Below are 22,515 nucleotides of genomic sequence, written 5' to 3'. Positions count from 1 at the left end.
TCAGCTCCGGGTCCGCAGTGCCTCGGTGAGCGCGGTGACGACGCGTTCCAGGCCGTCGCCGGTCAGCCCCGGATACAGCGGCAGCGACAGCAGCTCCTCGCCGACCCGGTCGGTCACCGGCACCTGCGCGCACTCCTCGGCGCCGAGGATCTCCAGGTAGGCCGTCATCTGGTTCGCCGGGATGAAGTGGACGGACGTCGCGACGCCCGCCGCCTCCAGCTCGGCGCTGATCGCGTCCCGGTCCCGCACGCGGACCTGGTAGAGGTGCCACGCGTGCTGGACCCCGTCCAGGTTCCGCTGCGGGAGGACGAGCCCCGGCAGGTCCCGCAGCGCCGCGTCGTAGCGGGCGACGATCTCGGCGCGCCGCTCCTGCCAGGCCGGCAGCGCCGCGAGCTGCGCCCGCCCGATCGCCGCCTGGACGTCGGTCATGTTGGCCTTCAGCCCGACCGTCTTCACGTCGTAGCGCCAGCTGCCGCCCGGCAGGTACCGCTTCCAGGAGTCCTTGCTCATCCCGTGCATCCGCATCGCGCGGACCCGGTCGGCGAACTCCTGGTCGCTGGACGCCACCGCGCCGCCCTCGCCGATCGGCATGTTCTTCGTCGCGTAGAAGGAGAAGCACGCCGCGAACGAGTCCGCCCCGACCGGCCTCCCGCCGCGCGCCGCGCCCGGCCCGTGCGCGGCGTCCTCGACCACCCGCGTCCGGTCGAGCCCGGCCGCCGCCGCGAGCGCCGGCACGTCCACCGGGTACCCGCCCTGGTTCTGGACGATCATCGCCGCCGGGTCGCAGCGCCGGGCCGCCGCCGCGACCGTCTCCGCGCTCGGGACCAGCGTGTCCTCGTCGATGTCGACCAGCACCGGCCGGTGCCCCGCGTGCAGGATCGCGTTGATCGCGCCGCAGAACGTCAGGCTCGGCGTCAGCACCGCCGAGCCCGGCGGCAGGTCGAGCGCGCGCAGGCACAGCTCCAGCGCGGTCGTGCAGGAGGCCACCGCGACGACGTGCGCGGCGCCGAGGTGGTCGGCGAACTCCTGCTCGAACGCGGCCGTCTGCGGGCCCGTGGTGATCCAGCCCGAGTCGAGCACCTTGACGACCGCGTCGGACACCTCGCCGGACACCGACGGGATCGTGAACGGGACGGACGAACTCATGGTTACCCCCTGCTCCTGCGGGACGGGATCTTCCGGGTCGCGCCGACGACGCCGAGCAGCGGCCAGCCGGACGCGGCGACCAGGTCGCGGACCGTCTCCAGGCCCGCCACCCGCGTCACCGGGCCGACCAGCACGACCACGCCGACCTCCTCGTCCGACCCCGGGTCGATGTCCTCGAACGCGTGCACATGACAGAGCCGGCGCACCGGGACCGGCTGCGTGATCTCCGAAGGGGACACCTGCGCGGACTTCTTCGCCATGACCGCGGTGCCCCCGCCGGCGCGGACCACCGACGTGCTCTTGCCGCCGCCCGGCCCGCTGCTGTTGGACGACGGCTCGCCGCCGCTGCCGCCGCTGCCGCCGCTGCCGCCTTTGCCGCCGGGTTCGTCGTCGCCGTCGTCCTCGGCGCGGGCCGTGACGAGCTTCGTGTCGTCCCCGTACACGGCGGACGCGACGGCCGATACCAGGTCCGCAGGCAGGGGGCCGGACGCGCCGACCAGGGCGACCCGCCCGACCCCCTCCTTGCGCGCCGCCAGCCGGATCCGCCGGCCGAGGTCGGCGAGCGAGCCCGGCCCCCGGTCGGCCCACCCGAGCAGCGGCACCCCGAGCCGCCGCGCCACCCGCCGCTGCCCCGGGACGGTGGGACGGGCCATCTCCGTCACCACCGCGATCAGGATCCCGCCGATCAGCCCGACCAGGCCCGCGATCGACGCCATCATGACCACCGGGTTCGTGCGCGGCGCCAGCACCGCCGGCTGCACGACCGACGCCGTGCCCGCCGTCGACAGCTGCGTCTGCAGGTCCGAGCGGTTCGCGCGCAGGTTGGTCAGCTCCGCCTGCACCCGCTCCCGCTCGTTCATCGCGTCGATGTCGGGGTTCGGCTGCGCGTTCGCCCGCCGCGACAGCGGCCCGAGCCGCCGCTCCAGCTCCCGGACGCGCTTGTCGATCTCGTCCATCTGGCGCTGGATCGAGCCCTGGTTGGAGTCGTTGATCTCCTTGACGACGGCGGCGCCGATCGCGTCCGCCAGCCGCCGCGCCACGTCCGGGTCCTGGTCCTTGACGGACAGCTCGACGATCGTGGACGTGCCGAGCCCGGTGACCTCGATCGCCTTGGCGGTCTTCGCGGTCGACCGGTCCACCCGCTGGCTGCGCAGCACCTCGCTCAGCAGGTTCTCCGTGGTCGCGAACGCCTTCACCTGGCTGACCACGATCGACACGCCCGCGTCGCCGGGCGCCGCGTCGGTGGCGCGGCTGCTCGCCTGCAGCCGCGACTTCGCGACCGACGGCGGCTCCTGCCCGCTCATCACCACGCCCACCAGCACCAGCGGGACGACCGTCATGACCAGCAGCAGCGCCCAGTAGCTGCGCATGACCCGCGCCGCGACCTCATCGATCTCCACGATCTTCCCCTCCGGCTCGTCACGGCGAGCGTAGGAAGGGGGCAGGTCGGGGCAATCGCGCAAAAGACGACCCTGAACTACGCCTTTTGCACCAGTGGGGCGCGGGGCGGGCCGGCGGGGGCGCGGCGCGGGTCAGCCGCCGGGGCGCATGCCGGCCCGCATCGCCAGCGTGATCGCCTCCAGCGCCGAGTGCAGCCCGAGCTTCGCCAGCAGGTTCTGCGTGTGCGTCCGGACGGTGTTGGCCGACAGCCCGAGCCGATCGGCGATCTCGCCGCGGCCGAGCCCGTCCACCATGCACTGCAGGACCTCGCGCTCCCGCGGCGTCAGCTCCGCCAGCGGCTCCCCGCCCGGCTCCCCGCCGTCCCGGACGAGCGTGCGCAGCAGGTCGCCGAGCAGGTCCGGCGGGATCCACCCGCCGCGCCGCGCCGCCGACCGGATCACCCGCGCGACCAGCTCGGCGCTCTCGGTCTTCTCCAGCCACCCCACCGCGCCGAGCCGGACGGCCCGCACCATCGCGTCCAGGTCGCTCACCGCGGTCAGCACGACGACCCGCACGTCCGGGTGGTCCGCGCGGAGCCGGTCCAGCACGTCCAGCCCGCTCTCGTGGCCGAGCATCAGGTCGAGGACGAGCACCCGGGGGCGCTCGGTGGCGGTCAGCGCGAGCGCGCGCCGCACGTCGTCGGCGATCGGCAGGATCACCAGGTCGGGTTCGCGCCCCAGCCGGGCCGCGAGGGCCTCGGCGAACAGCGCGTGATCGTCCACGATGAGGACGCGGATCGGTTCCATCCACCGACGATGACCGCTGCGCGCGCCCGGCGGATCCTGCAAACGCTGTACTCGCGGCGGGCGGGACGCGGGGCGGAGGGACCGCGCGCGGACGCGACGGCGGGCCGCCCGGTTCACCCGCGTCCGGACCCGGTCACCTCGCGTGCGGGACATTGACCGTCCGCGACCGCCTGCGGATCCTGTGCGTGTCATTTCAGGGGACGCACTGGCCGCAGGGGAAGCCACATGAAAGTGCTGATCACTGGGGGAGCCGGGTTCATCGGCAGCACGATCGCCTCCGCCTTCGCCGAGCGCGGCATCACGCCCGTGGTGCTCGACAGCCTGGTCACGGGCCGCTCGGAGTTCACCGCCGGGAAGATCTTCTACCAGGGCGACATCGGTGACGGGGACCTGGTCGACCGGATCTTCCGCGACCACCCCGACATCATCGCGACCGTCCACTGCGCCGCGCTGATCGTGGTGCCCGACTCGATGGCCGACCCGCTGCGCTACTACCGGGTCAACCTGTCCAAGACCCTCGACCTCGCCGGCCACCTGGTGCGCAACGGCCGGGACCGGATGATCTTCGCGTCCACCGCCGGGATGTACCGTCCCGAACCCGACCTGTCGGTCACCGAGACCTCGTTCCTCGACCCGCAGAACCCCTACACCCGCTCGAAGATGATGGCGGAGCTCCTCCTGCAGGACTTCTGCAAGGCCTACGACTTCCGCGTCATCTCGCTGCGCTACCTCAACCCGATCGGCGCCGACCCGCGGCTGCGCACCGGCCTGCAGAACAGCAAGCCGACGCACGCCCTCGGCAAGATGATCGAGTGCTACGCGCAGGGCGTCCCGTTCAAGATCACCGGGGTGGACTGGGAGACCCGGGACGGCACCGCGATCCGCGACTACATCCACGTCTGGGACATCGCCCGCGCCTTCTACGAGGCCGCCACCCGCTTCGACGCGATCATCCCGCCGGTCGGCGACCACGCCCGCTACGAGGTGATCAACCTCGGCACGGGCGACGGCACCACCGTCCGCGAACTGGTCGCCGCCTTCCGCGAGGTCGTCGGCGACGGCTTCGCCGCCGAGGACGCCCCGGCCCGCCCCGGCGACGTCGTCGGCGCCTATGTCAACCCGGCCAAGGCGTGGGACGTCCTCTCCTGGAAGCCCGACTACACCATCGAGGACGCCATCCGGCACTCCCTCCAGTGGGCCGAACGCCGCCGCGACCTCGACGTGGCCTGACCCGCCGCCCCGCCGGCCCCGGGCCCTCCTCCTTCCGCCGGAGGGTCCGGCCGGCGGGACCGGCGGCCATGGCGGCGCCCGCCGGTATGTCCCGGTGGACGCCGCCATGGCTGCTTAAAGATGGCGATAGTCACTTTATGTATTCATTTGCCTACACACCGTTATGATGCTTCTGTTCTGTGCGGGTGAATCAGGTGTGGGCTGAGGAATCATGGAGCAGGCATGGCGGAGCGGGCATGTCCGGATCGTCACGGTGTCCGCGGTGGTCCTGGCGGCCGCGGCGATGGCGATCGTCCTAGGGGCGCGAGCGGGGCCCGGCGGCGCCTGCGGCTGCGACGCCGACTCGTCCTGCGCCTGGATGACGGACGGCCCCGGGCCGGAGCGGGCTCCGTTCGCCGGCAGGCGGCCGGCAACGCAGGCGGGCCGGGACGCCGACGACCGGGACGACGCCCGGCACCACGCCTTTTCCATACCCCTGGACGGGGACGGCTTCGTTCTCAAGGTCAGCCTTTACCGCGGCCTTGGCGGCGGCGTGGCGAGTTCATTCACGCGAGACGGCCTGGCTTTCACCTTTGAAGGCGGAGCCGGTGTGGGCGGCTCCTTTTCGGTGGGCTCGGCAGTGGGGCGACCCGACGCAGGACTCACATTCGAGGCGCGGGCCTCCATGAGCGGCAGGCTGCACGTCCTCAGACCGCCCGATTTCGGCCTCACGCTCTCCCGGAATGGCGTGGTGCGGGGCTACATGGACGCCAAGACGGGCAACTTCCGTACCCGATTCAAGTCCAGGCCCATATCGCTGACCGGGGGACGCGTCCAGGGGCATGCCGGGGCGCCGGTGACCCGGCGGTCCTGGAGCCTGGGCACCGAGTTCAAGGTCGCCGCCGGCTACACGGTGGTGATCCCCTGGGGAGGTCTCCTCACCGTGTGGACGGGGGTGTTCGGCACCGTCCCCGGCCGGGCCCCGCCCGCGCGACCGGCGGACCTCCTCGGCTGCCTTGGAACGCCGACGCAGGCCGCGGTCAGGCCCTCGCAGGGCGTTGACCTGCGCAGAGTCAAGCCGCAGGCAGCACTCGTGAGACCGAGTGCATGGCACGGCCACGGGGTGTCGGCGCGAGACCGGAGCACTCGTCTCACACGCCCGCGCGCATCGGCGAGGCCACCGCGGAGCGGCCCGCGCAGGGGCCCGTCCTCTGCCGCGCCGGACGACCTGGACCCCGCCGGAAACACGGGCCCCGCGCGGCGTCCCGCCGTCCGACATCGGGCCCGGTGACATGAAAGTCCGTCATAACGGCCGATCTGCAAACTGACGGAAAGTCGGTTTTGCGGGTGACGAGTGGCCGAGAATTACCGGCCGCCCGTATTCAGTTCCGCGTAATCGCCTTGTTATGATCAACAAGCGTTCGCGGTGCGCGAACCACGTGCACAAAAAAGGGGGAAATGGAATGAAACGCATAGCTCGTGCGGCGACAGTCGTCGCGCTGGCCGTCGGGGGCAGCCTGCTGGCCGTTCCCGCGGCTTCGGCGGAGACCGGGCCGTCGCCGCAGCCGCAGGTGGTCCACATCTACATCAAGCCGCGCTACATCGTGGAGAACGGTCCCGGCGACCTGAACTACGCCGAGATCGAGAAGTCCCCGCACGCCTCGCCGAAGAACGGGAACAAGCCCGTCAAGACCGGCGACATCAAGCCGAAGGTCCACGGGAAGAAGACCGGCCCCGTGGTCATCGAGGTCGAGGGCCCGGAGCAGGACGCCGTGAAGGTGGAGGGCGCGGACGCCGGGAAGGCCGACGCGCTGGAGGCCACCGCCAAGCCCGAGGCCGCGCAGGCGGAGGCTCCGGAGCAGGGCGAGGCCGCCAAGCCGGAGGCTGCGCAGGCGGAGGCTCCGGAGCAGGGCGAGGCCGCCAAGCCGGAGGCTGCGCAGGCGGAGGCTCCGGAGCAGGGCGAGGCCGCCAAGCCGGAGGCTGCGCAGGCGGAGGCTCCGGAGCAGGGCGAGGCCGCGAAGCCGGAGGCCGCGCAGGCGGAGGCTCCGGAGCAGGCGGAGGCCGCGAAGCCGGAGGCCGCGCAGGCGGAGGCTCCGGAGCAGGCGGAGGCCGCGAAGCCGGAGGCCGCGCAGGCGGAGGCTCCGGAGCAGGCGGAGGCCGCGAAGCCGGAGGCCGCGCAGGCGGAGGCTCCGGAGCAGGCGGAGGCCGCCAAGCCGGAGGCAGCGAAGCCGGAGGCCGCCGAGCAGGCTGAGGCCGCGCCGCTGGAGCAGGCCAAGCCGGAGCAGCAGAACGCCGCCCCGGAGGCCCCGCAGGCCCCGGAGCAGAACCAGGCCGCACAGCCGACGGTCCCGCAGGACCAGGCGGCACCGCAGGACGCGGCCGCACAGCCGGCGGCCCCGCAGGACCAGGCCGCGCCGCCGGTCCAGCCGTAACCCGTTCCACGAGGCCTTCCTGAGGCCGCGGAGCCGCCTGATCGGCCCATCTCGACGGCGTCGCGGCGGCGACGAACACCAGAGCCAAGGTCATGCCCCGCTGATGGACGTCAGCGGGGCATGACTTTCGTCGCGCCACGTCCGGCACAGGCCCCCCGAAACCCTCCTCCACGACGTGGCCTAATCTGATCGCGGCGCGCCGCCCGTCATGGGCGGCACGTCCGAAGATCAGCCCGTCCGGCCTTCCACCCTTCCGCCGGAAGCCCGGACGGGCTGTACCCGCGCCCCGGCGGTCGCCGCCTCACCGCGTCGAGCGGACGCTCCGCAGGATCTTCTCGACCACGTCCGGCTCGGCGAACCGGATGTCCGGCCCGGTGAGGACGGAGAACGCGAACGGCCCGCCGTCGCGCCCCGGAACCCGCGAGGCGGCCGTCAGGACATGCACGCGCGCCCCGCTCCTGGTCGCGTTGCACGAGTCGGCGCCGGCCACCGACCGGACCGTGAACGAATGGACCTGAGCCCGGACGCCGCCGGTCAGAGTCAGTGTGCGGGACGTCCCCGCGTCCAGCACCGGCGGCGCGCCTCGCACGCTGAACGCGCCCACGGCCCACTGGCGCGCCTGCCTGCCCGCCTCCTGTGCCAGCGCCCCGGCCTGCCCCGGCGCGGCGTCGACGATCCCGCCCCTGCCGCCGCGGACACCGGCGAGGGCGAGGTAGCAGCCGTTCCCGTCCCCGGTCTCCTGCCGGATGAAGGCGACGCTCGCCGCTCCGATGATCGGCTTGTCCGTCGCGTCGTCGAAGTACGCCATCTCGTAGCCCGCGGCCCCCGGCGTCCAGGTCGGAGGCACGTCGTAGGCCACCCCGCGCTCGGCGGAGGTGATCACATGCCAGCCGTCGACGGTCGGCACGGTCGCGGCGCGGTTCTCCACAGCGGGAGGCAATGCGGACTTCCCGGGGTTCCCGTCGGGCCCGCCGCTCACCAAGAGGGCGAACACGACCCCCGCCACCGCCACCAGCACGGCGCCCCCGGCGGCGACCGCGACCTTCAGACCCCGCCCCCCGCCACGAACATCAACCTGAGTAACCACACCACCCGCCACACCCGACCCCTGCCACCCCGCCGCCGAACTCTGCCGCGCCACCGGGTCCTGCTGCGGCGAGTTCGATCGCAGCGATGAGTTCAGCTGCGGTGCGGTGGATGGCGCGATGAGCGGCGGACCCACCGTCCGGTCACCGCCGGCGCCCAACCGCCGGACCACGGTCGCGGCGTCGGACGGACGGTCCGCCGCGTCCTTGGCGAGCAGTTCGGCGACCAGGGCGCGCAGGTCGGCGGGCACCGAATCGGGCAGGGGCGCGGGCGCCGTGTTCAGGTGCTGGTACATCAGCCTGGCCATGCCGCCCTCGGCGCTGAACGGCGGGGCGCCGGTCAGGAGCTCGTACAGGACGCAGCCCAGCGAGTACAGGTCGGCGCGGGAGTCGGCCTCACCGGCGAACTGCTCGGGCGCCATGTAGTGGGGCGTCCCGATCGTGCTGCCGTCGATGGTCAGCCGGGTGCCGTCGACGAGCCGGGCGATGCCGAAGTCGCAGATCTTGACCCGTCCGTCGGGCAGCACGAACAGGTTGGCGGGCTTGACGTCGCGGTGCACCACCCCGCGCGCGTGCGCGGCGGCGAGCCCTTCGGCGACCTGCGCGGCCAGCGAAACCGCCTGCGGGACGGGCAGTCCGCCGGGCGCGACGCCGAGGATCGTGCGCAGGTCCCGCCCGTCCAGGAGCTCCATCACCAGGTAGACCAGGCGACCGCCGGGGACGTCCGGGAGCGGTTCCTCGCCGACGTCGAACACGACGGTGATGGCCGGATGCTGCAGTGTGCCCGCCGCCTCCGCCTCGCGGCGCAGCCGCGCCACCGCGGTGTCGCCCGCCGCCGCGTCCGGGGAGAGGACCTTCACCGCCACTGGGCGCCGCAGACGCCGGTCGGTCCCCTGCCAGACCTCGCCCATGCCGCCCCGGCCGATGAGCCTCTCCAGCAGGTACCGGCCGCCCAGCTCCATGCCGCTCAGCGCGATGGCGTTACTCATGAGAACGATCAGCATAGTGCCGCACTTCCGGCGAACCCCAGGGACGGAACCGCCGTCCGAACCCCGCCCGCCTCATGATCGTCATAGGGGTCCGAGCACGTTCCGGAACCGAGCGGGGAACAGGAGGCGATCGTGGAACCGGCGTTCCTTGGGGCAGTGGGACTCGTCTGGATACTCGTCCACTGCGTACTGGCAGTGGCGGGCCTGGTGGTGGCGCTGAAACTGCGCCGCACCGCTCCGCGCGCCGGGGCCCTGCTGGCGTGCGGTTTCGCCTGCAAGATCGCGGCGGGGGCCCTCTCGGTCTGCGCGCCCATAGCCGGATGGCTGACCCTCGACGCGGCCGACTCGTCAACGGCGATCGCGGTGAGCGGCGCGGTGGACGTCCTCAGCACTCTGACGAGGGTCGCCGCCCTCGGACTGATCTTCGCCGGCTTCCTCGGATGGCTCCGCCGTCCCCACCCGGTACCCCACGCCGCCGACCTGACGGGAGCACGGTGATGGAGGGTCTCATGCTCCTGGCCGACACCGTCGTGGGCGTCCTCTGCGGCATCGCGATCCTCGCGGGCGGGATCGTGCTGCTCACAGTCGGCCGGGGCGAGGGCAGGATGTCCGGCGCCGGGTTCGTCGTCCTCGCCGCCGGAACTCTCACCGGCTCCCTGACGACTTTGATCCTGAACGTCCTGCAAGGGACGGGGAGATCGTTCGCGGCCTTCAGCATCCACACGATCCTCCAGTTGTTGTGCGAAGCAGCCGGCTGGACCCTTCTGCTCCTCGCCACGAACCGCCTGCGCAGAACAACACCCACCCCCTGACAGCAGTCACCAGGTGGACGGGAACATGCGGTGCTTGAGCAGCCCATCGACCTGATCGGCGGCGCGCTTGGTGTCACCGCAGGGCGAGAGGTAGCCGCGCCCCCCGCGTCCGGCCTCGTGATAGGCCCTGGCACCGCCAGGCATGGCGTGGACGGTCACCGCCACACGGACATGGTGGTCCGGGCTGAACGCGAAGACCCACAGCACCGGTGGACGGCCGGGGAATTCGTCGGCCTGGTAGAGCTTGACGAAGCGGTAGCTCCTGGCCTGGAGGGTGACGGCGAGCAGGTCGAGGTTGCGGATGGCGGTGGAGCGTCCGAGGCGGGTCCGCCACCGCAGCAGGTGGCGGCCCGCCGGGGTGTTCAGCGGGCGCAGCGGGCCCATACGACCTTGCCTTCCTCGTTGAGCGGCCGGACGCCCCAGTCGTGGACGAGTTCGGCCATCAGCAGCAGACCGCGCCCGCACTCGGAGTAGTGGTCCTCGCCCTGGACGACCGGGAGGGACCTGCTTTCGTCCCAGACTTCGATGACGGTGAGCGGCTCGCGCACGTCCGCGAAGACCCGCACGACGATGTGCCCGGTCCCGACGTGCTTGTAGCTGTTGGTAACCAGCTCGGTAACCACGAGCCGCCCGACGAAGTCGTCGGCGTGCCCCAGGTCGTGGAACCGGTCGGTGAGGTAGCGCCGTGCTTTCGCGGGCGCCTCGTCACAAGGCTCCAGAACGAGCGGCGGCGTCTCTGGCACAAGCATGACCGCTGGCATCGGTAATCCCCTCCAGCCTGGACGAAGGCTGATCGCGAGCGGGCCAATCCACCAAACCGGAAGAACCCACAGCAATCACCCCGTGTAATCGAACAATCACCATCCAGCCATGGAGCGGCGTACGATTCCTAGGCAGCAGCCGAGCAGTACCAAAACACTCACATGTGGTGCCGCTATGGTGCCAGTGGGCCTAAGGGGCGTATCGATGCAGAGAATTAAGCCCGAGTTCCAGAGCTTCGGTGCCGAAGTGCGGCGTCTTCGCAAGGCCGCAGGGCTCAATCAGCAGCGTCTCGCTGACCTGGTGAATGTGACGCGCAGTTACATCACGCAGATCGAGTCCGGCCGGACGCGCTGCCGTCGAGAGACGGCTCTGCGCCTCGACCGCGCACTCAAGTCCGGCACGGTCCTCGTCGAGGCATGGGACGAGCTACTAGAATCGATCAAGTCCGACAAGTACCCCGAGTTCTTCGCCAACTTCCCCAAGGCCGAGCAGTCGGCAAGCATGATCCGCGCCTACGAAGAGAGGGTCGTCCACGGTCTGTTCCAGATAGAGGATTATGCGCGAGCCCTGCTGAACGATGAAGATGCCGTAAAGAACAGGATGCGCCGCCAAGAGATACTTGACCGAAACCCTGCCCCTGCGGTGACAGTCGTTATGGACGAGAGCGTTCTCTCTCGTGAGGTTGGCGGTAAGGAGGTGATGAGGAGGCAACTTGAACACCTTATCGAGTTGTCTTGTCGAGAAAAGGTCAATATACAAGTCACGCCGATCAAATATATTCGGAACGTCTGGGCCACCTTCGTGATCGCCACCCTGCCGGACCAGCGGCAAGTCGTCTACACGGCGAAAGCGTACGGAGGCGAAACCTCTACCTCCCCCGCTGAAATAGCTCTGGTGAACGAAACCATGGCCACGCTCCAAGCTGAAGCGCTGAACGCATCGGACACGAGAGCCCTGATCAGAAAGGTGATTTCAGAAAGATGGACCTGAGTGCGGCTGTATGGAAGAAGGCTTCTCGCAGCAACGAGTCTGGGGATGCTTGTATCGAGGTGGCGGCCAAGGGGGACATGGTTGCAATCCGCGACAGCAGAGACACTGCCGGCCCTAAGATCGTGGTAAGTCGTGGCGACTTCCGAGGGCTTGCTGAGGCGCTCAAGAGGTCGTAAGCCGGGCCGTCTCTGCAATGGAAAAAGTCCATGAGGACATGTTCGGCCGGAGCTGCGTGGCGCAAGGCGTCCCAAAGCACGGCCGAAGGCGATAACCGTGTCAAAGGCGCAGGACCTGGCAGGGAGTGATGTTACGTTATGGCAGGGACCCGAATTGCCCCAGAATCCTTGTAGGTCGCAGCAACTTTCGACGTCTGGCTGAGACGATCAAGGGTTTGTAGGTCCAGCGCTGGCTGTGGGGCGGTTATGTCTGCGTTGAATGTGAAGTGCCCAACGTGAAGGCTCGCGCTCATATTTGGGAAGTGGTGTAGGGGGGATGGTGTTAAGAAAGGTGATCTGGCGCAAAGTCGCGAGAAGTCATGAAGAGGGTGATGCGTGCGTCGAGGTCGCATCGATCCCGGATGTGGTTTTCATTCGGGACAGCAAAGACCCGAGCGGTCTCAAGATTCTTCTGAGTCACAGCGAATTCCGGGAGCTTGCTGAGGCGATCAAGAGCTTGTGAGCCCGGCTGTCTCTCTACTGGAGAGCAATCAATGAGGAATATGCCCTCGAGTGCAGCGGTATGGCGCAAGGCATCCCGCAGTCACGATGACGGGGACCAGTGCATCGAGGTACCATCCACCTGGGGCTGTGTAGTCGTCCGAGACGGCAAGGATCCGAGCGGGCCCAAGATCGCCATGAGTCGTGACGACTTCCGGGGCCTTACTGAGGTGCTCAAGAGATCGTAAGCCTGGCCATCTCTGCAACGGAGAAGAGTCATGAGGACGTCTTCGGTCGGGACGGCGTGGCGCCGAGCTTCTCGAAGTAAGGAAGATGGCTCTAACTGCATCGAGGTTGCCGAGTTGTCGGACGCCGTGGCGATTCGTGACAGCAAGGACCCTGGTGGGCCGGAGCTGATCATCGGCCGTGGTGACTTTCGTGACCTTGCCGAGGCTCTCAAGAAAGCTTGAGTGCATCAGGGGCAGTTCTACCTGAGGCGCGTTGATGTGCTCTGCGTCGGCGTTATGATTGCGCGATGTCGCTGACAGCGCGCTGGACTCGGCTGCTGATGGTTGTATCGGCGGTCGGCCTTGCAGGCGCGGCCTACCTGATCCGGGCCGTGATGGACGGGCCCATCGAGCAGTACTCCGGCGCCGCCTTGTCCGCCGCCATCGTCTACACGATAGTGATCTTCGTCAGGCCGTCGATCCTGCCGCTGACCGCTGGTGGCATCGTGGTCGCATACTGCTGGTTCATCGAGTTCTCGCAGCTCACCCCCATACCCGGGGCTGTGTCCGAACGCAGTTGGTTCGCACGCCAGTTGCTAGGAGCCCAGTTCGACCTCACCGACGTCGCCTGGTACCCGGTCGGCGTCGTCCCACTGCTCGTCGCGCATTGGCTCCTCCGCGCCCGCACAAGTTCTCAAGCAGACCCAGCACACGCTCTTACATCATGATCCTGGAACGGCCGTGGAGAACGCTCATCTTGAGGCAGCGTTGAAATTCCGCGCCGTTGCATGCCGTAACAGCAATGACCAAGCGATCCGAAGCTGATTGCTAGCTGTGGTGACTTTGGTGGGCTCGTTATCTGCCGACCGATTCGGGCCGCGGCAGACGTCCACGGGCACCTTCCACGGGAGCCGCCGGACGGAACCAGTGCCGAGCCGGTAGATCATGTGCTCGGCCGGTCCCGTGGCGGGTGGGCCACCAAGATCCATCCAGCGGCGGGCGGACGCCCTCCAGCGTTCGACACTGAGTTACAAGGCAAGGCACGCCGTCGAATGCGGCATCGACCGGCTCAAGCGGAACCGAGCGGTGGCCACCCGATACGACAAGTTGGCGGCCCGCTTCGAAGCCAGTGTGCGCGCTGTGATCCGCGAGCGGCTGAGGCCAGGGCCGGCCTGTGCCATGCTGACCGTGCCGATCAAGCACCTCAGGTGACAGGACTCGCCATGGCCCTCCGCTTTGCCGTCGAGAACGCCTCCCACCGCGCCGAAACCGAGAACGGCGACTTCATCGACGAGCCGTCCGAAGATGCGATCTTCATGCTGATCGGCGACCTCAACCTCAGCGACAACACCTTCATCACCATCGAACCACTCGTAGACGACCCCGCCTGGTACGCCTCGATCTCCCGGCTGGACGAAGGCGGCTACGAAGTCGAATACCGAGATGCCCGCCGCAGCGACCACCAACTGACCACCGAAACCGACCCGGACAAGATCGCCAGAGACACCATCATCTGGCTGGCTCACCGATACCGATAGCGCAGCCCACCGGCGCACCGAACGGCTTCTGAAACACGGCCTAGTATTCCTGCCGCACCTGGAGTTCTCGGTCTGGTCGAGGCCGGAGCGTTAGGCGGTCACCGCTCTGATCGTGTGGATGTGTTGGGGCCAGACGGTCGGCGGTGGCTGTGTCGCTCGCCGGATTGGGCGTCTTCTGGTGGGGCGCGTAGTGTGATCCGGCCTTCTGGGGTTCCGTAGTACCAGGTTTGCCCAGGCGGGGCGGGTGGGAGAGTGCCGGCGGCCAGGGCGACCAGAGCTTCTGCCAGGTCAACGAGCGGCGCTGGGTTGATGTGCTCTGCACCGCGCAGGAAATTGTCCGCGCTCTCCTCCAACTCGGGCCAGGTTGAGACTTCGGCTTTGTGCACGCCGCCGCGGGCCTTGAGCCGACGTGCCGCCTCCACAACGCAGTGCAGGAGCATCTGTCGCCGGTCCTCGTCGAAGTCGTCCAACAGGACTGCGAAACTGCTGCCCGCCACTGCATGTGTGCGGAGATCCCGCTCCAACTCCGGCCACCACGAGGGCCGGACGTCCGTTGGTGCATCCGCCCCGACACGCGTCGCCTCGATGAAGAGAACCCCGAGTGCGACGTCATAAGCCCAGAACATCGCGTCACCGAAGATCACCGCCACTGACTTGCTCAACGGCACTCCTCCGACATCCGATCGTCCCAGTGCCAATCATGGGCCATCGATCCGGTTGAAAATCGGGTGGCCTCAATGTTTCGGCTGGGTACAGTCGGGCGGGTGGGCGAGTTGCAGCGGCTGCATGTTGACCATGCCTCGGCGGTCCTCGCCTTCGAGGTGGAGAACCGCGCCTACTTCGCTGCCTCGATCACCGACCGTGGTGACGCGTTCTTCGACCAGTTCGCCGAGCAGCACAGTGCCTTGTTGGCTGAGCAAGACGCCGGCTATGGCGCCTTCTACGTGCTCGTTTCCGAGGACGGCTCGGTTCTGGGCCGGTTCAACCTGTATCGCTTCGAGGACGGCACCGCTGAACTCGGTTACCGGGTAGCGCAGGATGCTGCCGGACGCGGTGTGGCGACTGCGGCCGTCCGGGAGTTGTGCGGGCTGGCGGCGGAGCGGCACGGGCTGCGGACACTGCGGGCGGCGACCTCCCATGACAATGTCGCGTCCCAGAAGGTGCTGGCCAAGGCCGGGTTCGTCCCGGTGGGGCCAGCGGTCCCGGCCGACCTCGGTGGTAAGGCGGGCACCTGGTATCAGCTCGACCTGGTGGCCCAGCTGTAGCTCACGCATGTCGGACCGGTCGCGTTGCGGCTGGTGGCCTGGTTATTGCCTGTTCAGCGAACTGATTACCGATGGGACCACCAGGCCGAGGTATACGACGGCGGCGGGTGTGATGGTGGCCAGGAATATCCATAGGCCGTCGAGGAGGCGTGGGCGGCCGGTTCTTTTAGCGCGGCCCTTCAGGCTCAGGGAAACCCATGTTGCGAGGAGGCAGCCAAGGATTGTCGGGCCGAGGGCGAGGTAGTACAGGAACGGGGCTGTGGAGAAAAAGGCCGCGATTGCGCCCAGTAGCGTCCATAGCACGGGGTGGGTTTCGTGTTCGCTGCCCGCTTCTCCACTAGACCCTGGTTCCATGAATTCGCCCCTATGTGTTGTCGATGCCGGGTGCCTGACCGTGGCAGCGGGTGCATAGGTCATCGAAACCTGTTGGTGCGCGGCCGTCAACGGTTTCAGGGCGTGGTGAGGGGTTCTGCCTCGTATGCCTGGTGAAGTAGTTGCAGGAAGCGCGGTGCTTCGGGTACGGGAACGGAGTTGATCTGGTGGACCGCTATGCCTGGTGTCCACGAGTTCATGACTACGGCGCCTGCCAGAGTCGGCAGGTCGGCGGGGGTGATTTCCTGCGTGCGCTGGGGGACGCCGAGGCGGGTCAGTTGGCGGCGGACGATGCCCATCGTCGTTCCGGTCAGCATTTCGGCATCGGGCCATAGGACCGAGTCGCCGTCCCAGAAGGCCAGGTTCCAGATCGTCGCCTCGCTGAACCGGCCCCGGCGGTCGATGAATGCGGCGTCGTCGAAGCCGTCCCGGACGGGTGCCGTCGCTGGCGAGCGCCCCGCACAAGGATCCGGCCAGCCGGGCGCTGTTCCGGATTGGGGACATCGCGCTGGAGATCGCGCCGATGCTGTCTCGCGGCGGCGCGCATCCGGCCTGGGGGAGGACCCGTTCGAGGTGCTGGGCATGTTCGCCGCCGTGCACAAGAACCTGGCGCGGGTGCGGGCTTCGGCCGATTGGGTGGAGGCGGCCGTGGACACCGGCAACACCCGCGTGCCCCGCAGAACCTCGTGCCGATCGGTGGTCTGGAACGGCAGCGCGGCACCGCCTCGGCGGTGCCGCGCTGTTCTACCGGGCGCTACGTGGTGCTCTGGCTGCTTAGCCTCTGCGTTGTCGTGGCTGGCCGGTTGACCGGCGCGGCCGCGATCGCCAGCCACACCAGGCCGACCAGCATCAGCACCCCGTGCGCGATGCGAACCGGCCCCGGCGTGAAGAATTGCGGGAGGAACAGGACGAACCCGGCCGCGAACGCCAACGCGCCGTACTTGTTGACGTCGGCGGACCGCCACACCGCCACCGCGACGAGAACCGCCCCGACCGCGAGCGTGAGCAGACCGACGGCGAAGCTCGTGATCGCGACCGGGTTGTAGCGGACGGCATCGGCGACCGCGAGCAGGTTGGTGCCCTCGGTGGCGGCGGCGTGCAGGCCGAAGTCCTCGGCGCCGTAATAGGGGAGGGTGAGCCCCGCGCCGACCCACATGACGGCCACGGGCCGGATGCCGACGATGTGCCGGAGCCCGAGCAAAGCGAGCGGCACCAGAACCAAGCCCACCATCGCGAAGAAGTGCGAGACGACCCAGGCGCTGGAGCCCATCGCCTCGAGGGCGCCCGCAGTGGTGGTCTCGTCGGCCCATGGCCGGAAAACGGGGTAGAGCAGGAAGAGGACGCCGGCAACGGCCAACGCGGATCTGGACACGGTTTCTCCTAGTTGTCTGCCAGGCCGCGCAGGACGGCGACGATCAGCTGGTCGTAGGTGTGGTCAAGGTCTTCCGGCAGGCCGAATCCGCCGCCCGCCTCGAGCGAGGCGAACCCGTGCGCGACGGCACGCAGGCGGCGGACGGCATGGATGGCGTCCGATGGCGAGAGGTCGTAGGCGCGGAAGGCCCCGAGCGCGACCTCGATCAACTTGCCGCCGGCCTCCGCGAGCGCGGGATCGTGCAGGGGGTCGAGCGGCACGGCGGCATACCGTGCGGGGTGTTCCTTCACGTAGGCGCGGTAGGCGTGCATGAGCGCGGTGACGGCGTCGTCGCCGCTCCGGCCCAGCACAGACCGGGTGAAGTGTTCGGTCATGTCCTCCAGCACCCGGACGCCGAGGAGCGTGCGCAACTCACCGAGTCCGGCAATGTGCTTGTACAGCGACGGAGTCGCCACCCCCGCCCGTTGTGCCACGGCGGCGAGGGTGAGCGCTCCGTTCCCTTGCTCGTCGACAACACCGAGGGCCACGTCCACCACGGCGGCCGCGGAAAGTCCGGCCCTAGGCATGCTGGCTATCTCTCATAGCCATAAAGATAATGTAGTTAGCTTCCTGGGGCAAGCCGGACCCAGCGGCCGCCATGCTCAGCGGGCCAGGGCGGCAGCCGCCGCCGCGTCGACGAGTTGCCGTGCTGCTGCGGGATCCGCTGAACAGTTCCGCCCTTCAGCGGGGGCGTTAGCTGGTGCTCTGGCGCAGCTCTCGCTTTTCGCATGGACGTAGGCGAGCTCGCCGGATCCTGACGGCTACGCCCGCGACAACGCACTGTTCCTCACCCGCGCCGCCGACGCCCACCTGGCCCTCGGCCACATCGATGAAGCGTGCGGCATCGCCCGCCAACCCTGCGAGCAGAACGGCAGCATCGACTCCGCCCGCCCCTCCAGCGCACTGGCCGACTACCGCCGCCACCTCGCACCCACCGGACAGTGCCCGCAGCCGCCGAGTTCCTCGCACTCACCGCCTGACGCACCGCTCAGCGGCCCGGTGTACCGCCGTAGGCGGCGGCTTCGTCATCACTCAAGAACACCGTGCGGAAGATCCGCGTTCTGCTGGACGCGGGACTGTCCACCGAGGTCATCCGCGCGGTGCTCCCGTGCACCCGGGGCGACGGGTCGGAGTTCGACTGGTGCGCGGACATCCGCGACCTTCTCGACCGGGAGCTCGCCGCCCTGGACGGACGTATCGGCGGCCTCCAGCGCAATCGCGAGGCACTCGCCTCGTTCCTCCTCGACGACGATCGCTAGACCGCGGCTACGTCGGGTGGGCGAGCAGTAGACGGATCATGTTCGTCAGGGCGTGCGGGGAGAGGGCCGGGTCGACCGCGCGGCGCAGGCCGAGGCCGATGCCGAGGCTGAGGAGGGCGTCGGCCAGTTCGGCGGCGGGCAGGGGGAGCGGGCGGTCGCGGCGGCCGGCCTCCTCTTCCAGCAGGAGGCGGAGGGCCCCGGCCCAGCTGCGGCCGCCGGCGGCGACCTCGGCGCGCAGTTCGGGGTCGCGGCGGGTGGCGTGGATGGCGAACTCGGCCTCCAGCAACGTCCAGCCGGGGTCGCCGATCGTGCGTTCGGCCCAGGCCTCGAAGACGGCGAGGCGGTCCTCGTCGGAGCCCTCGCCGAGGAAGGCGTCCATGATGGCCTGCACCTGCTCGGCCCTGATGGCGTCGATGACCGTCCGGCACAGCTCGTCCTTGGTGCCGAAGTTGGAGTAGACGGCGCCCTTGGAAAAGGACGCGGCCTCGGCGACCTTCTCCAGCGTGGTCGCGTGATACCCGTCACGCAGGAACAGCCGCCGGGCCGTGGCGATCAGCAGTTCGCGGGTGCGCGCCTGGCTCTCCGCCCTGGTCAGTCGTGCCATTCCGCCATCGTAGGGGCGTGAGCGTTCGGATACCGACGGTATCTGCCCGGCCGCGGCGGGGGCCGGCGGATGTATTGACACCTCGTCCAACTTCTAAATACCGTCGGTATCTCGGCTGGGGGAGGTGGCGCCGGATGGAGCCCGACCATGAGGTGGTCATCGTCGGCGCCGGTTTCTCCGGGCTGTGCGTCGCCATCCGGCTGCGGCAGAAGGGCGTGCGCGACTTCGTCGTCCTGGACGCGGCGGACAGCGTCGGCGGCGTGTGGCGGCACAACACCTATCCCGGGGTCGCCGTCGACATCCCGTCCACCACGTACTGCTATTCGTTCGAGCCGAACCCGTCCTGGACGCGGGCATTCGCGCCCGGTGCGGAAGTGCGCGCCTATGCCGAGCACTGCGCCGACAAGTACCGGCTGCGGCCGCATTTGCGGCTCGGCACCAAGGTCGAGCGGGCGGTCTTCGACGAGGACGCCGACGTATGGCGGGTCCGCACCGATCGGGGCGAGATCGTCGCGCGGTTCCTGATCGGCGCCGTCGGGCCGCTCGACCAGCCCAAGAACCCGGACATCCCCGGCATCGAGGCGTTCGCCGGGAAGGTGATCCACACCGCCCGCTGGGACCACGGCCACGACCTGCGCGGGGAGCGGGTCGCGGTGATCGGCACCGGTGCGTCCGGCCTCCAGGTCATCCCCGAGATCGCGCCCGTCGCCGCGCATCTGGACGTCTACCAGCGCACGCCGATCTGGGTGTTCCCGAAGATCGACTTCACCGTGCCGCGCGGGGTGCGGGCGCTGTTCCGGGCGGCGCCGCCGGTCCAGACGCTCGCCCGGCTGGTCACCACGGTCGCGTCCGAGGTGATCATGGTGCTGGGCATCGTGCACTACGGCAAGGCGCCGTTCCTGGTACGCGGCACCGAGCTGATCTGCCGCGCGCACCTGCGCCGCCAGGTGCCCGACCGCCGGCTCCGGCGCGCCCTGACGCCGCGCTACGGCTTCGGGTGCAAGCGGCCCTCGTTCTCCAACCGCTACTTCCCCACGTTCATGCGCGACGACGTCGACCTGGTCACCGACCCGATCGAGCGCGTCACCGAGCACGGGATCGTGACACGGGACGGGCGCGAGCGGCCGGTCGACACGCTCGTGCTGGCCACGGGCTTCAAGACCCTGGAGATCGGTGCGATGCCCGCGTTCCCGGTCGTCGGCCTGGGCGGCACCGAGCTGGGCGCCCACTGGGACGAGCACCGCTACCAGACCTACGAGGGCGTCGCCTCGCCCCTCGCCCCCAACTTCTGGCTCATGAACGGCCCGTACACCGTGACCGGCGCGTCCTGGTTCTCGATCATCGAGGCGGGCAGCACCCACATCGTGCGGTGCGTCGCGGAGGCGCGCCGGCGCCGGGCGGCCCGCATGGTGATCAGGCGCCGCCCGCACGACGACTTCACCGCCCGGATGCGCGACCGCATGAAGGGCACCATCCTCGCCCAGCCGAGCTGCGCGCGGGCCAATTCCTATTACTTCGACCGGCACGGCGACGCGCCTTACGTCCGTCCGCAGTCCGGGTTCCACGTGCTGCGCCGCAGCCGGACGTTCGATCTCGACGACTACGAATTCACCGGGTGAAAGGAAATCCCCTCATGGCCCTTCTCCGCACCGCCGGCATCGTCCTCGCCGCCACGGGAGTCGCGCATTTCGCCGCGCCCAAGGCGTTCGAGCCGATCTCCCGGCTGCCGTTCCCCCAGGACACCCAGGCCTGGATCAAGCGGAACGGCGCCACCGAACTGGCCCTGGGCGTGGCCCTGGCCGTCGACAAGACGCGCAAGGCCGGCCTCGTCGGCACCGCCGTCTATGCCGCCTGGCTGGGGGCGCGCACCGTATCCAAGAGCCGTTCCGCCTGAACGGCGCCCGGTTCGGCTTGGACGGCGACCGCCGTTCGAGCCGAACCGGGGAAAGGCCGCTTCCGCCGTGGTGAGGACGCGCCGTCAATGGCATGATGCGGCGGATGGCCGAAGTTCTGTTGTTCCATCACGCGCACGGGCTGACGGACGGTGTCGAGGCGTTCGCCGACAGGCTCCGGACGGCGGGGCATACCGTCCACGTTCCCGACCTCTATGAGGGACGGGTCTTCGAGGGCCTCGCGGACGGCATGGCATACGCGCAGGACGCCGGGTTCTTCGACTGGTTCGCCGAACGAGCCAACGCCATTGCCGACGAACTTTCCCGCGAACTCGTCTATGCGGGTTTCTCGCTCGGCGTCCTGCCGGCGCAGATGCTGGCGCAGACGCGAGCGGGGGCCGAAGGCGCGCTGCTGTTCCATTCGTGCGTGCCGGTCTCCGAGTTCGGCGGCTCGTGGCCGGCGGGCGTCCCGGTGCAGGTCCACGCGATGGAGGCTGACGAGATCTTCGTCGAGGACGGCGACCTGGACGCGGCCCGCGCGCTCGCCGAGACGGCCGACGACGCCGAACTCTTCCGCTATCCCGGCGCCGAGCACATTTTCGCCGACAACGGCCTGCCGTCCTATGACGAGCCCTCCGCCGCGCTGCTCACCGAGCGCGTCCTGGCCTTTCTCGACGGCGTGCGGCCGGAGAATCAGGCCAGTTCCTCCTTGAAGCCCTGGCGCCAGGACGGGTAGCGCAGTTCCCAGCCGAGTTCCCGCTTGGCCTTGGCGTTGGAGAAGCCGCGCCCCTCGGTCATCACCATGACCGCCACGTCGCCCGCGAGCGGCCGGGCCAGCCAGGCGGGGACCCGCATCGGCCGCTTCGCCCCCGCGCATTCGGCCAGGTAGGGCAGCCACTCGGCGGCCGGGGCCGGTTCGTCGTCCACGATGGCGAACACGCCGCGGGCCTGCTGCTCGACGGCCAGCACGGTCGCGCTCGCCGCGTCGTCCAGATGCAGCCAGGAGCAGTGCCCGCGCCCGCCGCCGACGACCGGGAACTGCCGCTTGCGGACCGGCCCGACCAGGTCGTCCATGGCCCCCGGCCCGTAGAACCAGCCGTAGCGCAGGACGGCGCCGCCGACCTTGCCGACCGCCTCCTCAACGTGGCGGATCGCCGCCATGCCCGGCTCGGCGGGCGTCCCGGTCATCGGGTCCAGCGGGTCCTCCTCGGTCTTCACCCAGCCGCCCTGGTGGACGCCGTTCCAGGCGCCGTAACTCTGCGCGACGAAATGAGGGACGCCGGACGCCTCGGCGGCGGCCAGCAGGTTGTCCGTGCCCACGGTGCGGAGCCGGTTCGTCCCGGCGAACCAGCGGTCCATGTGCTTCATGTCGGCCTTGCCGGCGTGCGCCACGGAGATCGCGGTCATCTGGTGGACGATCACGTCCGGCCGCGCCCCGGCCACCGCCGCGCTGACGGACCCGGCGTCGAGGCCGTCCATCACGACGCCCTCGGCCCCCATCTCCGCCAGCATCCCCAGTTTGGCGGCGCTCGTCGCCGTGCCCGTCACCTGGTGGCCGCGCTCCAGCAGCTGCGGCACCAGCCGCCGGCCGAGGACACCCGTTCCCCCTGCCACGAAAACGCGCATGACCATCACTCTCCTTATCGGGTTCCGCTTCCACGAAGAGTGACGAGATGCCCG

Annotated in this window: 28 protein-coding genes and 1 pseudogene; 17 read left to right on the top strand and 12 right to left on the bottom strand. The window is 69.5% G+C overall.

The genetic code is table 11. The annotated features are described in order from the left end of the window. The 3 genes from HUT06_RS36585 to HUT06_RS36575 all read right to left on the bottom strand — a co-directional run bounded on the left by HUT06_RS36585 (position 1) and on the right by HUT06_RS36575 (position 3,332). Complete coding sequence (locus tag HUT06_RS36585; protein WP_176199896.1) at positions 1–1,146, bottom strand: DegT/DnrJ/EryC1/StrS aminotransferase family protein; 1,146 nt, start codon at positions 1,144–1,146, stop codon at positions 1–3. A 2-nt stretch (positions 1,147–1,148) separates the two neighbouring features. Beyond that, positions 1,149–2,546, bottom strand: a complete 1,398-nt coding sequence (locus tag HUT06_RS36580; protein WP_176199895.1) for a hypothetical protein — start codon at positions 2,544–2,546, stop codon at positions 1,149–1,151. A 132-nt stretch (positions 2,547–2,678) separates the two neighbouring features. Then, positions 2,679–3,332: a response regulator transcription factor gene (locus HUT06_RS36575; RefSeq protein WP_176199894.1), complete on the bottom strand. Its 654-nt coding sequence runs from the start codon at positions 3,330–3,332 to the stop codon at positions 2,679–2,681. Positions 3,333–3,557: 225 nt separating this feature from the next. Between HUT06_RS36575 and galE the strand changes: the two genes are divergently transcribed. Beyond that, positions 3,558–4,562: a UDP-glucose 4-epimerase GalE gene (gene galE / locus HUT06_RS36570; RefSeq protein ID WP_176199893.1), complete on the top strand. Its 1,005-nt coding sequence runs from the start codon at positions 3,558–3,560 to the stop codon at positions 4,560–4,562. 1,442 nt (positions 4,563–6,004) lie between these two features. Then, on the top strand, positions 6,005–6,973 hold the full coding sequence (locus HUT06_RS36565) for a hypothetical protein (protein ID WP_176199892.1): 969 nt from the start codon (positions 6,005–6,007) through the stop codon (positions 6,971–6,973). Between the two features lie 301 nt (positions 6,974–7,274). On the opposite strand, the gene HUT06_RS36560 is transcribed toward HUT06_RS36565, so the two are convergent. Continuing rightward, positions 7,275–9,047 (bottom strand): serine/threonine-protein kinase, encoded by a 1,773-nt coding sequence (locus HUT06_RS36560; protein ID WP_176199891.1) that lies wholly within the window; start codon positions 9,045–9,047, stop codon positions 7,275–7,277. 132 nt (positions 9,048–9,179) lie between these two features. Between HUT06_RS36560 and HUT06_RS36555 the strand changes: the two genes are divergently transcribed. Together HUT06_RS36555 and HUT06_RS36550 are read left to right on the top strand one after the other, a co-directional pair. Beyond that, positions 9,180–9,545, top strand: a complete 366-nt coding sequence (locus HUT06_RS36555) for a hypothetical protein (RefSeq protein WP_176199890.1) — start codon at positions 9,180–9,182, stop codon at positions 9,543–9,545. 11 nt (positions 9,546–9,556) lie between these two features. Beyond that, entirely contained in the window at positions 9,557–9,859 is a 303-nt protein-coding gene (locus tag HUT06_RS36550; RefSeq protein ID WP_176199889.1) for a hypothetical protein, read from the top strand. 6 nt (positions 9,860–9,865) lie between these two features. On the opposite strand, the gene HUT06_RS36545 is transcribed toward HUT06_RS36550, so the two are convergent. After that, on the bottom strand, positions 9,866–10,243 hold the full coding sequence (locus HUT06_RS36545) for a hypothetical protein (protein WP_176199888.1): 378 nt from the start codon (positions 10,241–10,243) through the stop codon (positions 9,866–9,868). Next, complete coding sequence (locus tag HUT06_RS36540) at positions 10,222–10,608, bottom strand: ATP-binding protein (RefSeq protein ID WP_176199887.1); 387 nt, start codon at positions 10,606–10,608, stop codon at positions 10,222–10,224. The genes HUT06_RS36545 and HUT06_RS36540 overlap by 22 nt, the downstream gene beginning before the upstream one ends. Positions 10,609–10,825: 217 nt before the next feature. On the opposite strand from HUT06_RS36540, the gene HUT06_RS36535 reads away from it, so the two are divergent. From HUT06_RS36535 to HUT06_RS36505, 8 genes and pseudogenes are all read left to right on the top strand, one after another. Continuing rightward, on the top strand, positions 10,826–11,611 hold the full coding sequence (locus HUT06_RS36535) for a helix-turn-helix transcriptional regulator (protein WP_176199886.1): 786 nt from the start codon (positions 10,826–10,828) through the stop codon (positions 11,609–11,611). Continuing rightward, positions 11,602–11,787: a DUF397 domain-containing protein gene (locus HUT06_RS36530; RefSeq protein ID WP_176199885.1), complete on the top strand. Its 186-nt coding sequence runs from the start codon at positions 11,602–11,604 to the stop codon at positions 11,785–11,787. The genes HUT06_RS36535 and HUT06_RS36530 overlap by 10 nt, the downstream gene beginning before the upstream one ends. 316 nt (positions 11,788–12,103) lie before the next feature. Further along, positions 12,104–12,289: a DUF397 domain-containing protein gene (locus HUT06_RS36525; RefSeq protein ID WP_176199884.1), complete on the top strand. Its 186-nt coding sequence runs from the start codon at positions 12,104–12,106 to the stop codon at positions 12,287–12,289. Between the two features lie 31 nt (positions 12,290–12,320). Continuing rightward, entirely contained in the window at positions 12,321–12,515 is a 195-nt protein-coding gene (locus HUT06_RS36520) for a DUF397 domain-containing protein (RefSeq protein WP_368406999.1), read from the top strand. Between the two features lie 30 nt (positions 12,516–12,545). Further along, entirely contained in the window at positions 12,546–12,737 is a 192-nt protein-coding gene (locus HUT06_RS36515; protein ID WP_176199882.1) for a DUF397 domain-containing protein, read from the top strand. 65 nt (positions 12,738–12,802) lie between these two features. After that, positions 12,803–13,222: a DUF2809 domain-containing protein gene (locus HUT06_RS36510; RefSeq protein WP_176199881.1), complete on the top strand. Its 420-nt coding sequence runs from the start codon at positions 12,803–12,805 to the stop codon at positions 13,220–13,222. A 264-nt stretch (positions 13,223–13,486) separates the two neighbouring features. Further along, positions 13,487–13,706, top strand: a pseudogene (locus HUT06_RS44940) (hypothetical protein); the annotation flags it as partial. An 11-nt stretch (positions 13,707–13,717) separates the two neighbouring features. Further along, on the top strand, positions 13,718–14,032 hold the full coding sequence (locus HUT06_RS36505) for a hypothetical protein (RefSeq protein WP_176199880.1): 315 nt from the start codon (positions 13,718–13,720) through the stop codon (positions 14,030–14,032). Positions 14,033–14,130: 98 nt separating this feature from the next. On the opposite strand, the gene HUT06_RS36500 is transcribed toward HUT06_RS36505, so the two are convergent. Continuing rightward, the gene (locus tag HUT06_RS36500) at positions 14,131–14,694 is read right to left on the bottom strand and encodes a hypothetical protein (RefSeq protein WP_176199879.1); all 564 of its coding nucleotides are present in this window, start codon (positions 14,692–14,694) and stop codon (positions 14,131–14,133) included. A gap of 102 nt (positions 14,695–14,796) precedes the next feature. Here HUT06_RS36500 and HUT06_RS36495 point away from each other — a divergent pair, with 102 nt between their 5' ends. Further along, positions 14,797–15,297: a GNAT family N-acetyltransferase gene (locus HUT06_RS36495; protein ID WP_176199878.1), complete on the top strand. Its 501-nt coding sequence runs from the start codon at positions 14,797–14,799 to the stop codon at positions 15,295–15,297. A gap of 449 nt (positions 15,298–15,746) precedes the next feature. Here the strand turns inward: HUT06_RS36495 and HUT06_RS36490 are convergent, their stop codons facing one another. The 3 genes from HUT06_RS36490 to HUT06_RS36480 form a co-directional block, all read right to left on the bottom strand. After that, complete coding sequence (locus HUT06_RS36490) at positions 15,747–16,325, bottom strand: aminotransferase class IV (RefSeq protein ID WP_254715575.1); 579 nt, start codon at positions 16,323–16,325, stop codon at positions 15,747–15,749. Positions 16,326–16,423: 98 nt separating this feature from the next. Then, positions 16,424–17,041: a hypothetical protein gene (locus HUT06_RS36485; protein ID WP_217711603.1), complete on the bottom strand. Its 618-nt coding sequence runs from the start codon at positions 17,039–17,041 to the stop codon at positions 16,424–16,426. Between the two features lie 8 nt (positions 17,042–17,049). Then, positions 17,050–17,574, bottom strand: coding sequence for a WHG domain-containing protein (locus HUT06_RS36480; protein ID WP_217711602.1), 525 nt, complete (start codon positions 17,572–17,574; stop codon positions 17,050–17,052). Between the two features lie 549 nt (positions 17,575–18,123). On the opposite strand from HUT06_RS36480, the gene HUT06_RS36475 reads away from it, so the two are divergent. Beyond that, positions 18,124–18,339, top strand: coding sequence for a MerR family DNA-binding protein (locus tag HUT06_RS36475; protein WP_176199876.1), 216 nt, complete (start codon positions 18,124–18,126; stop codon positions 18,337–18,339). Between the two features lie 7 nt (positions 18,340–18,346). Here HUT06_RS36475 and HUT06_RS36470 read toward each other — a convergent pair whose 3' ends face one another. Continuing rightward, on the bottom strand, positions 18,347–18,943 hold the full coding sequence (locus HUT06_RS36470) for a TetR/AcrR family transcriptional regulator (RefSeq protein ID WP_176199875.1): 597 nt from the start codon (positions 18,941–18,943) through the stop codon (positions 18,347–18,349). Between the two features lie 134 nt (positions 18,944–19,077). On the opposite strand from HUT06_RS36470, the gene HUT06_RS36465 reads away from it, so the two are divergent. From HUT06_RS36465 to HUT06_RS36455, 3 genes are all read left to right on the top strand, one after another. Then, positions 19,078–20,562: an NAD(P)/FAD-dependent oxidoreductase gene (locus tag HUT06_RS36465; RefSeq protein ID WP_176199874.1), complete on the top strand. Its 1,485-nt coding sequence runs from the start codon at positions 19,078–19,080 to the stop codon at positions 20,560–20,562. Between the two features lie 14 nt (positions 20,563–20,576). Next, positions 20,577–20,837, top strand: coding sequence for a hypothetical protein (locus HUT06_RS36460; protein WP_176199873.1), 261 nt, complete (start codon positions 20,577–20,579; stop codon positions 20,835–20,837). A gap of 104 nt (positions 20,838–20,941) precedes the next feature. After that, positions 20,942–21,571 carry a dienelactone hydrolase family protein gene (locus HUT06_RS36455; RefSeq protein WP_176199872.1) on the top strand — a complete coding sequence of 210 codons (630 nt, stop codon included), beginning with the start codon at positions 20,942–20,944 and terminating at the stop codon, positions 21,569–21,571. Here the strand turns inward: HUT06_RS36455 and HUT06_RS36450 are convergent. Beyond that, positions 21,529–22,461 carry an NAD(P)-dependent oxidoreductase gene (locus HUT06_RS36450; RefSeq protein WP_176199871.1) on the bottom strand — a complete coding sequence of 311 codons (933 nt, stop codon included), beginning with the start codon at positions 22,459–22,461 and terminating at the stop codon, positions 21,529–21,531. The genes HUT06_RS36455 and HUT06_RS36450 overlap by 43 nt on opposite strands. Between the last annotated feature and the right edge of the window lie 54 nt (positions 22,462–22,515).

The sequence above is a fragment of the Actinomadura sp. NAK00032 genome, assembly GCF_013364275.1.
GTDB lineage: Bacteria > Actinomycetota > Actinomycetes > Streptosporangiales > Streptosporangiaceae > Spirillospora.
This window is presented reverse-complemented; position numbering and strand designations above follow the sequence as displayed.

Excerpts from the sequence above, each read along its gene's own strand:
- HUT06_RS36455 (WP_176199872.1), top strand. The coding sequence starts at position 20,942 with ATGGCCGAAGTTCTGTTGTTCCATCACGCGCACGGGCTGACGGACGGT.
- HUT06_RS36525 (WP_176199884.1), top strand. The coding sequence starts at position 12,104 with ATGGTGTTAAGAAAGGTGATCTGGCGCAAAGTCGCGAGAAGTCATGAA.
- HUT06_RS36575 (WP_176199894.1), bottom strand. The coding sequence starts at position 3,332 with ATGGAACCGATCCGCGTCCTCATCGTGGACGATCACGCGCTGTTCGCC.
- HUT06_RS36550 (WP_176199889.1), top strand. The coding sequence starts at position 9,557 with ATGCTCCTGGCCGACACCGTCGTGGGCGTCCTCTGCGGCATCGCGATC.
- HUT06_RS36545 (WP_176199888.1), bottom strand. The coding sequence starts at position 10,243 with ATGGGCCCGCTGCGCCCGCTGAACACCCCGGCGGGCCGCCACCTGCTG.
- HUT06_RS36530 (WP_176199885.1), top strand. The coding sequence starts at position 11,602 with ATGGACCTGAGTGCGGCTGTATGGAAGAAGGCTTCTCGCAGCAACGAG.
- HUT06_RS36515 (WP_176199882.1), top strand. The coding sequence starts at position 12,546 with ATGAGGACGTCTTCGGTCGGGACGGCGTGGCGCCGAGCTTCTCGAAGT.
- HUT06_RS36465 (WP_176199874.1), top strand. The coding sequence starts at position 19,078 with ATGGAGCCCGACCATGAGGTGGTCATCGTCGGCGCCGGTTTCTCCGGG.
- HUT06_RS36505 (WP_176199880.1), top strand. The coding sequence starts at position 13,718 with ATGGCCCTCCGCTTTGCCGTCGAGAACGCCTCCCACCGCGCCGAAACC.
- HUT06_RS36535 (WP_176199886.1), top strand. The coding sequence starts at position 10,826 with ATGCAGAGAATTAAGCCCGAGTTCCAGAGCTTCGGTGCCGAAGTGCGG.
- HUT06_RS36450 (WP_176199871.1), bottom strand. The coding sequence starts at position 22,461 with ATGCGCGTTTTCGTGGCAGGGGGAACGGGTGTCCTCGGCCGGCGGCTG.
- HUT06_RS36540 (WP_176199887.1), bottom strand. The coding sequence starts at position 10,608 with ATGCTTGTGCCAGAGACGCCGCCGCTCGTTCTGGAGCCTTGTGACGAG.
- HUT06_RS36560 (WP_176199891.1), bottom strand. The coding sequence starts at position 9,047 with ATGAGTAACGCCATCGCGCTGAGCGGCATGGAGCTGGGCGGCCGGTAC.
- HUT06_RS36460 (WP_176199873.1), top strand. The coding sequence starts at position 20,577 with ATGGCCCTTCTCCGCACCGCCGGCATCGTCCTCGCCGCCACGGGAGTC.
- HUT06_RS36510 (WP_176199881.1), top strand. The coding sequence starts at position 12,803 with ATGTCGCTGACAGCGCGCTGGACTCGGCTGCTGATGGTTGTATCGGCG.
- HUT06_RS36520 (WP_368406999.1), top strand. The coding sequence starts at position 12,321 with ATGAGGAATATGCCCTCGAGTGCAGCGGTATGGCGCAAGGCATCCCGC.
- HUT06_RS36585 (WP_176199896.1), bottom strand. The coding sequence starts at position 1,146 with ATGAGTTCGTCCGTCCCGTTCACGATCCCGTCGGTGTCCGGCGAGGTG.
- HUT06_RS36470 (WP_176199875.1), bottom strand. The coding sequence starts at position 18,943 with ATGGCACGACTGACCAGGGCGGAGAGCCAGGCGCGCACCCGCGAACTG.
- galE (WP_176199893.1), top strand. The coding sequence starts at position 3,558 with ATGAAAGTGCTGATCACTGGGGGAGCCGGGTTCATCGGCAGCACGATC.
- HUT06_RS36565 (WP_176199892.1), top strand. The coding sequence starts at position 6,005 with ATGAAACGCATAGCTCGTGCGGCGACAGTCGTCGCGCTGGCCGTCGGG.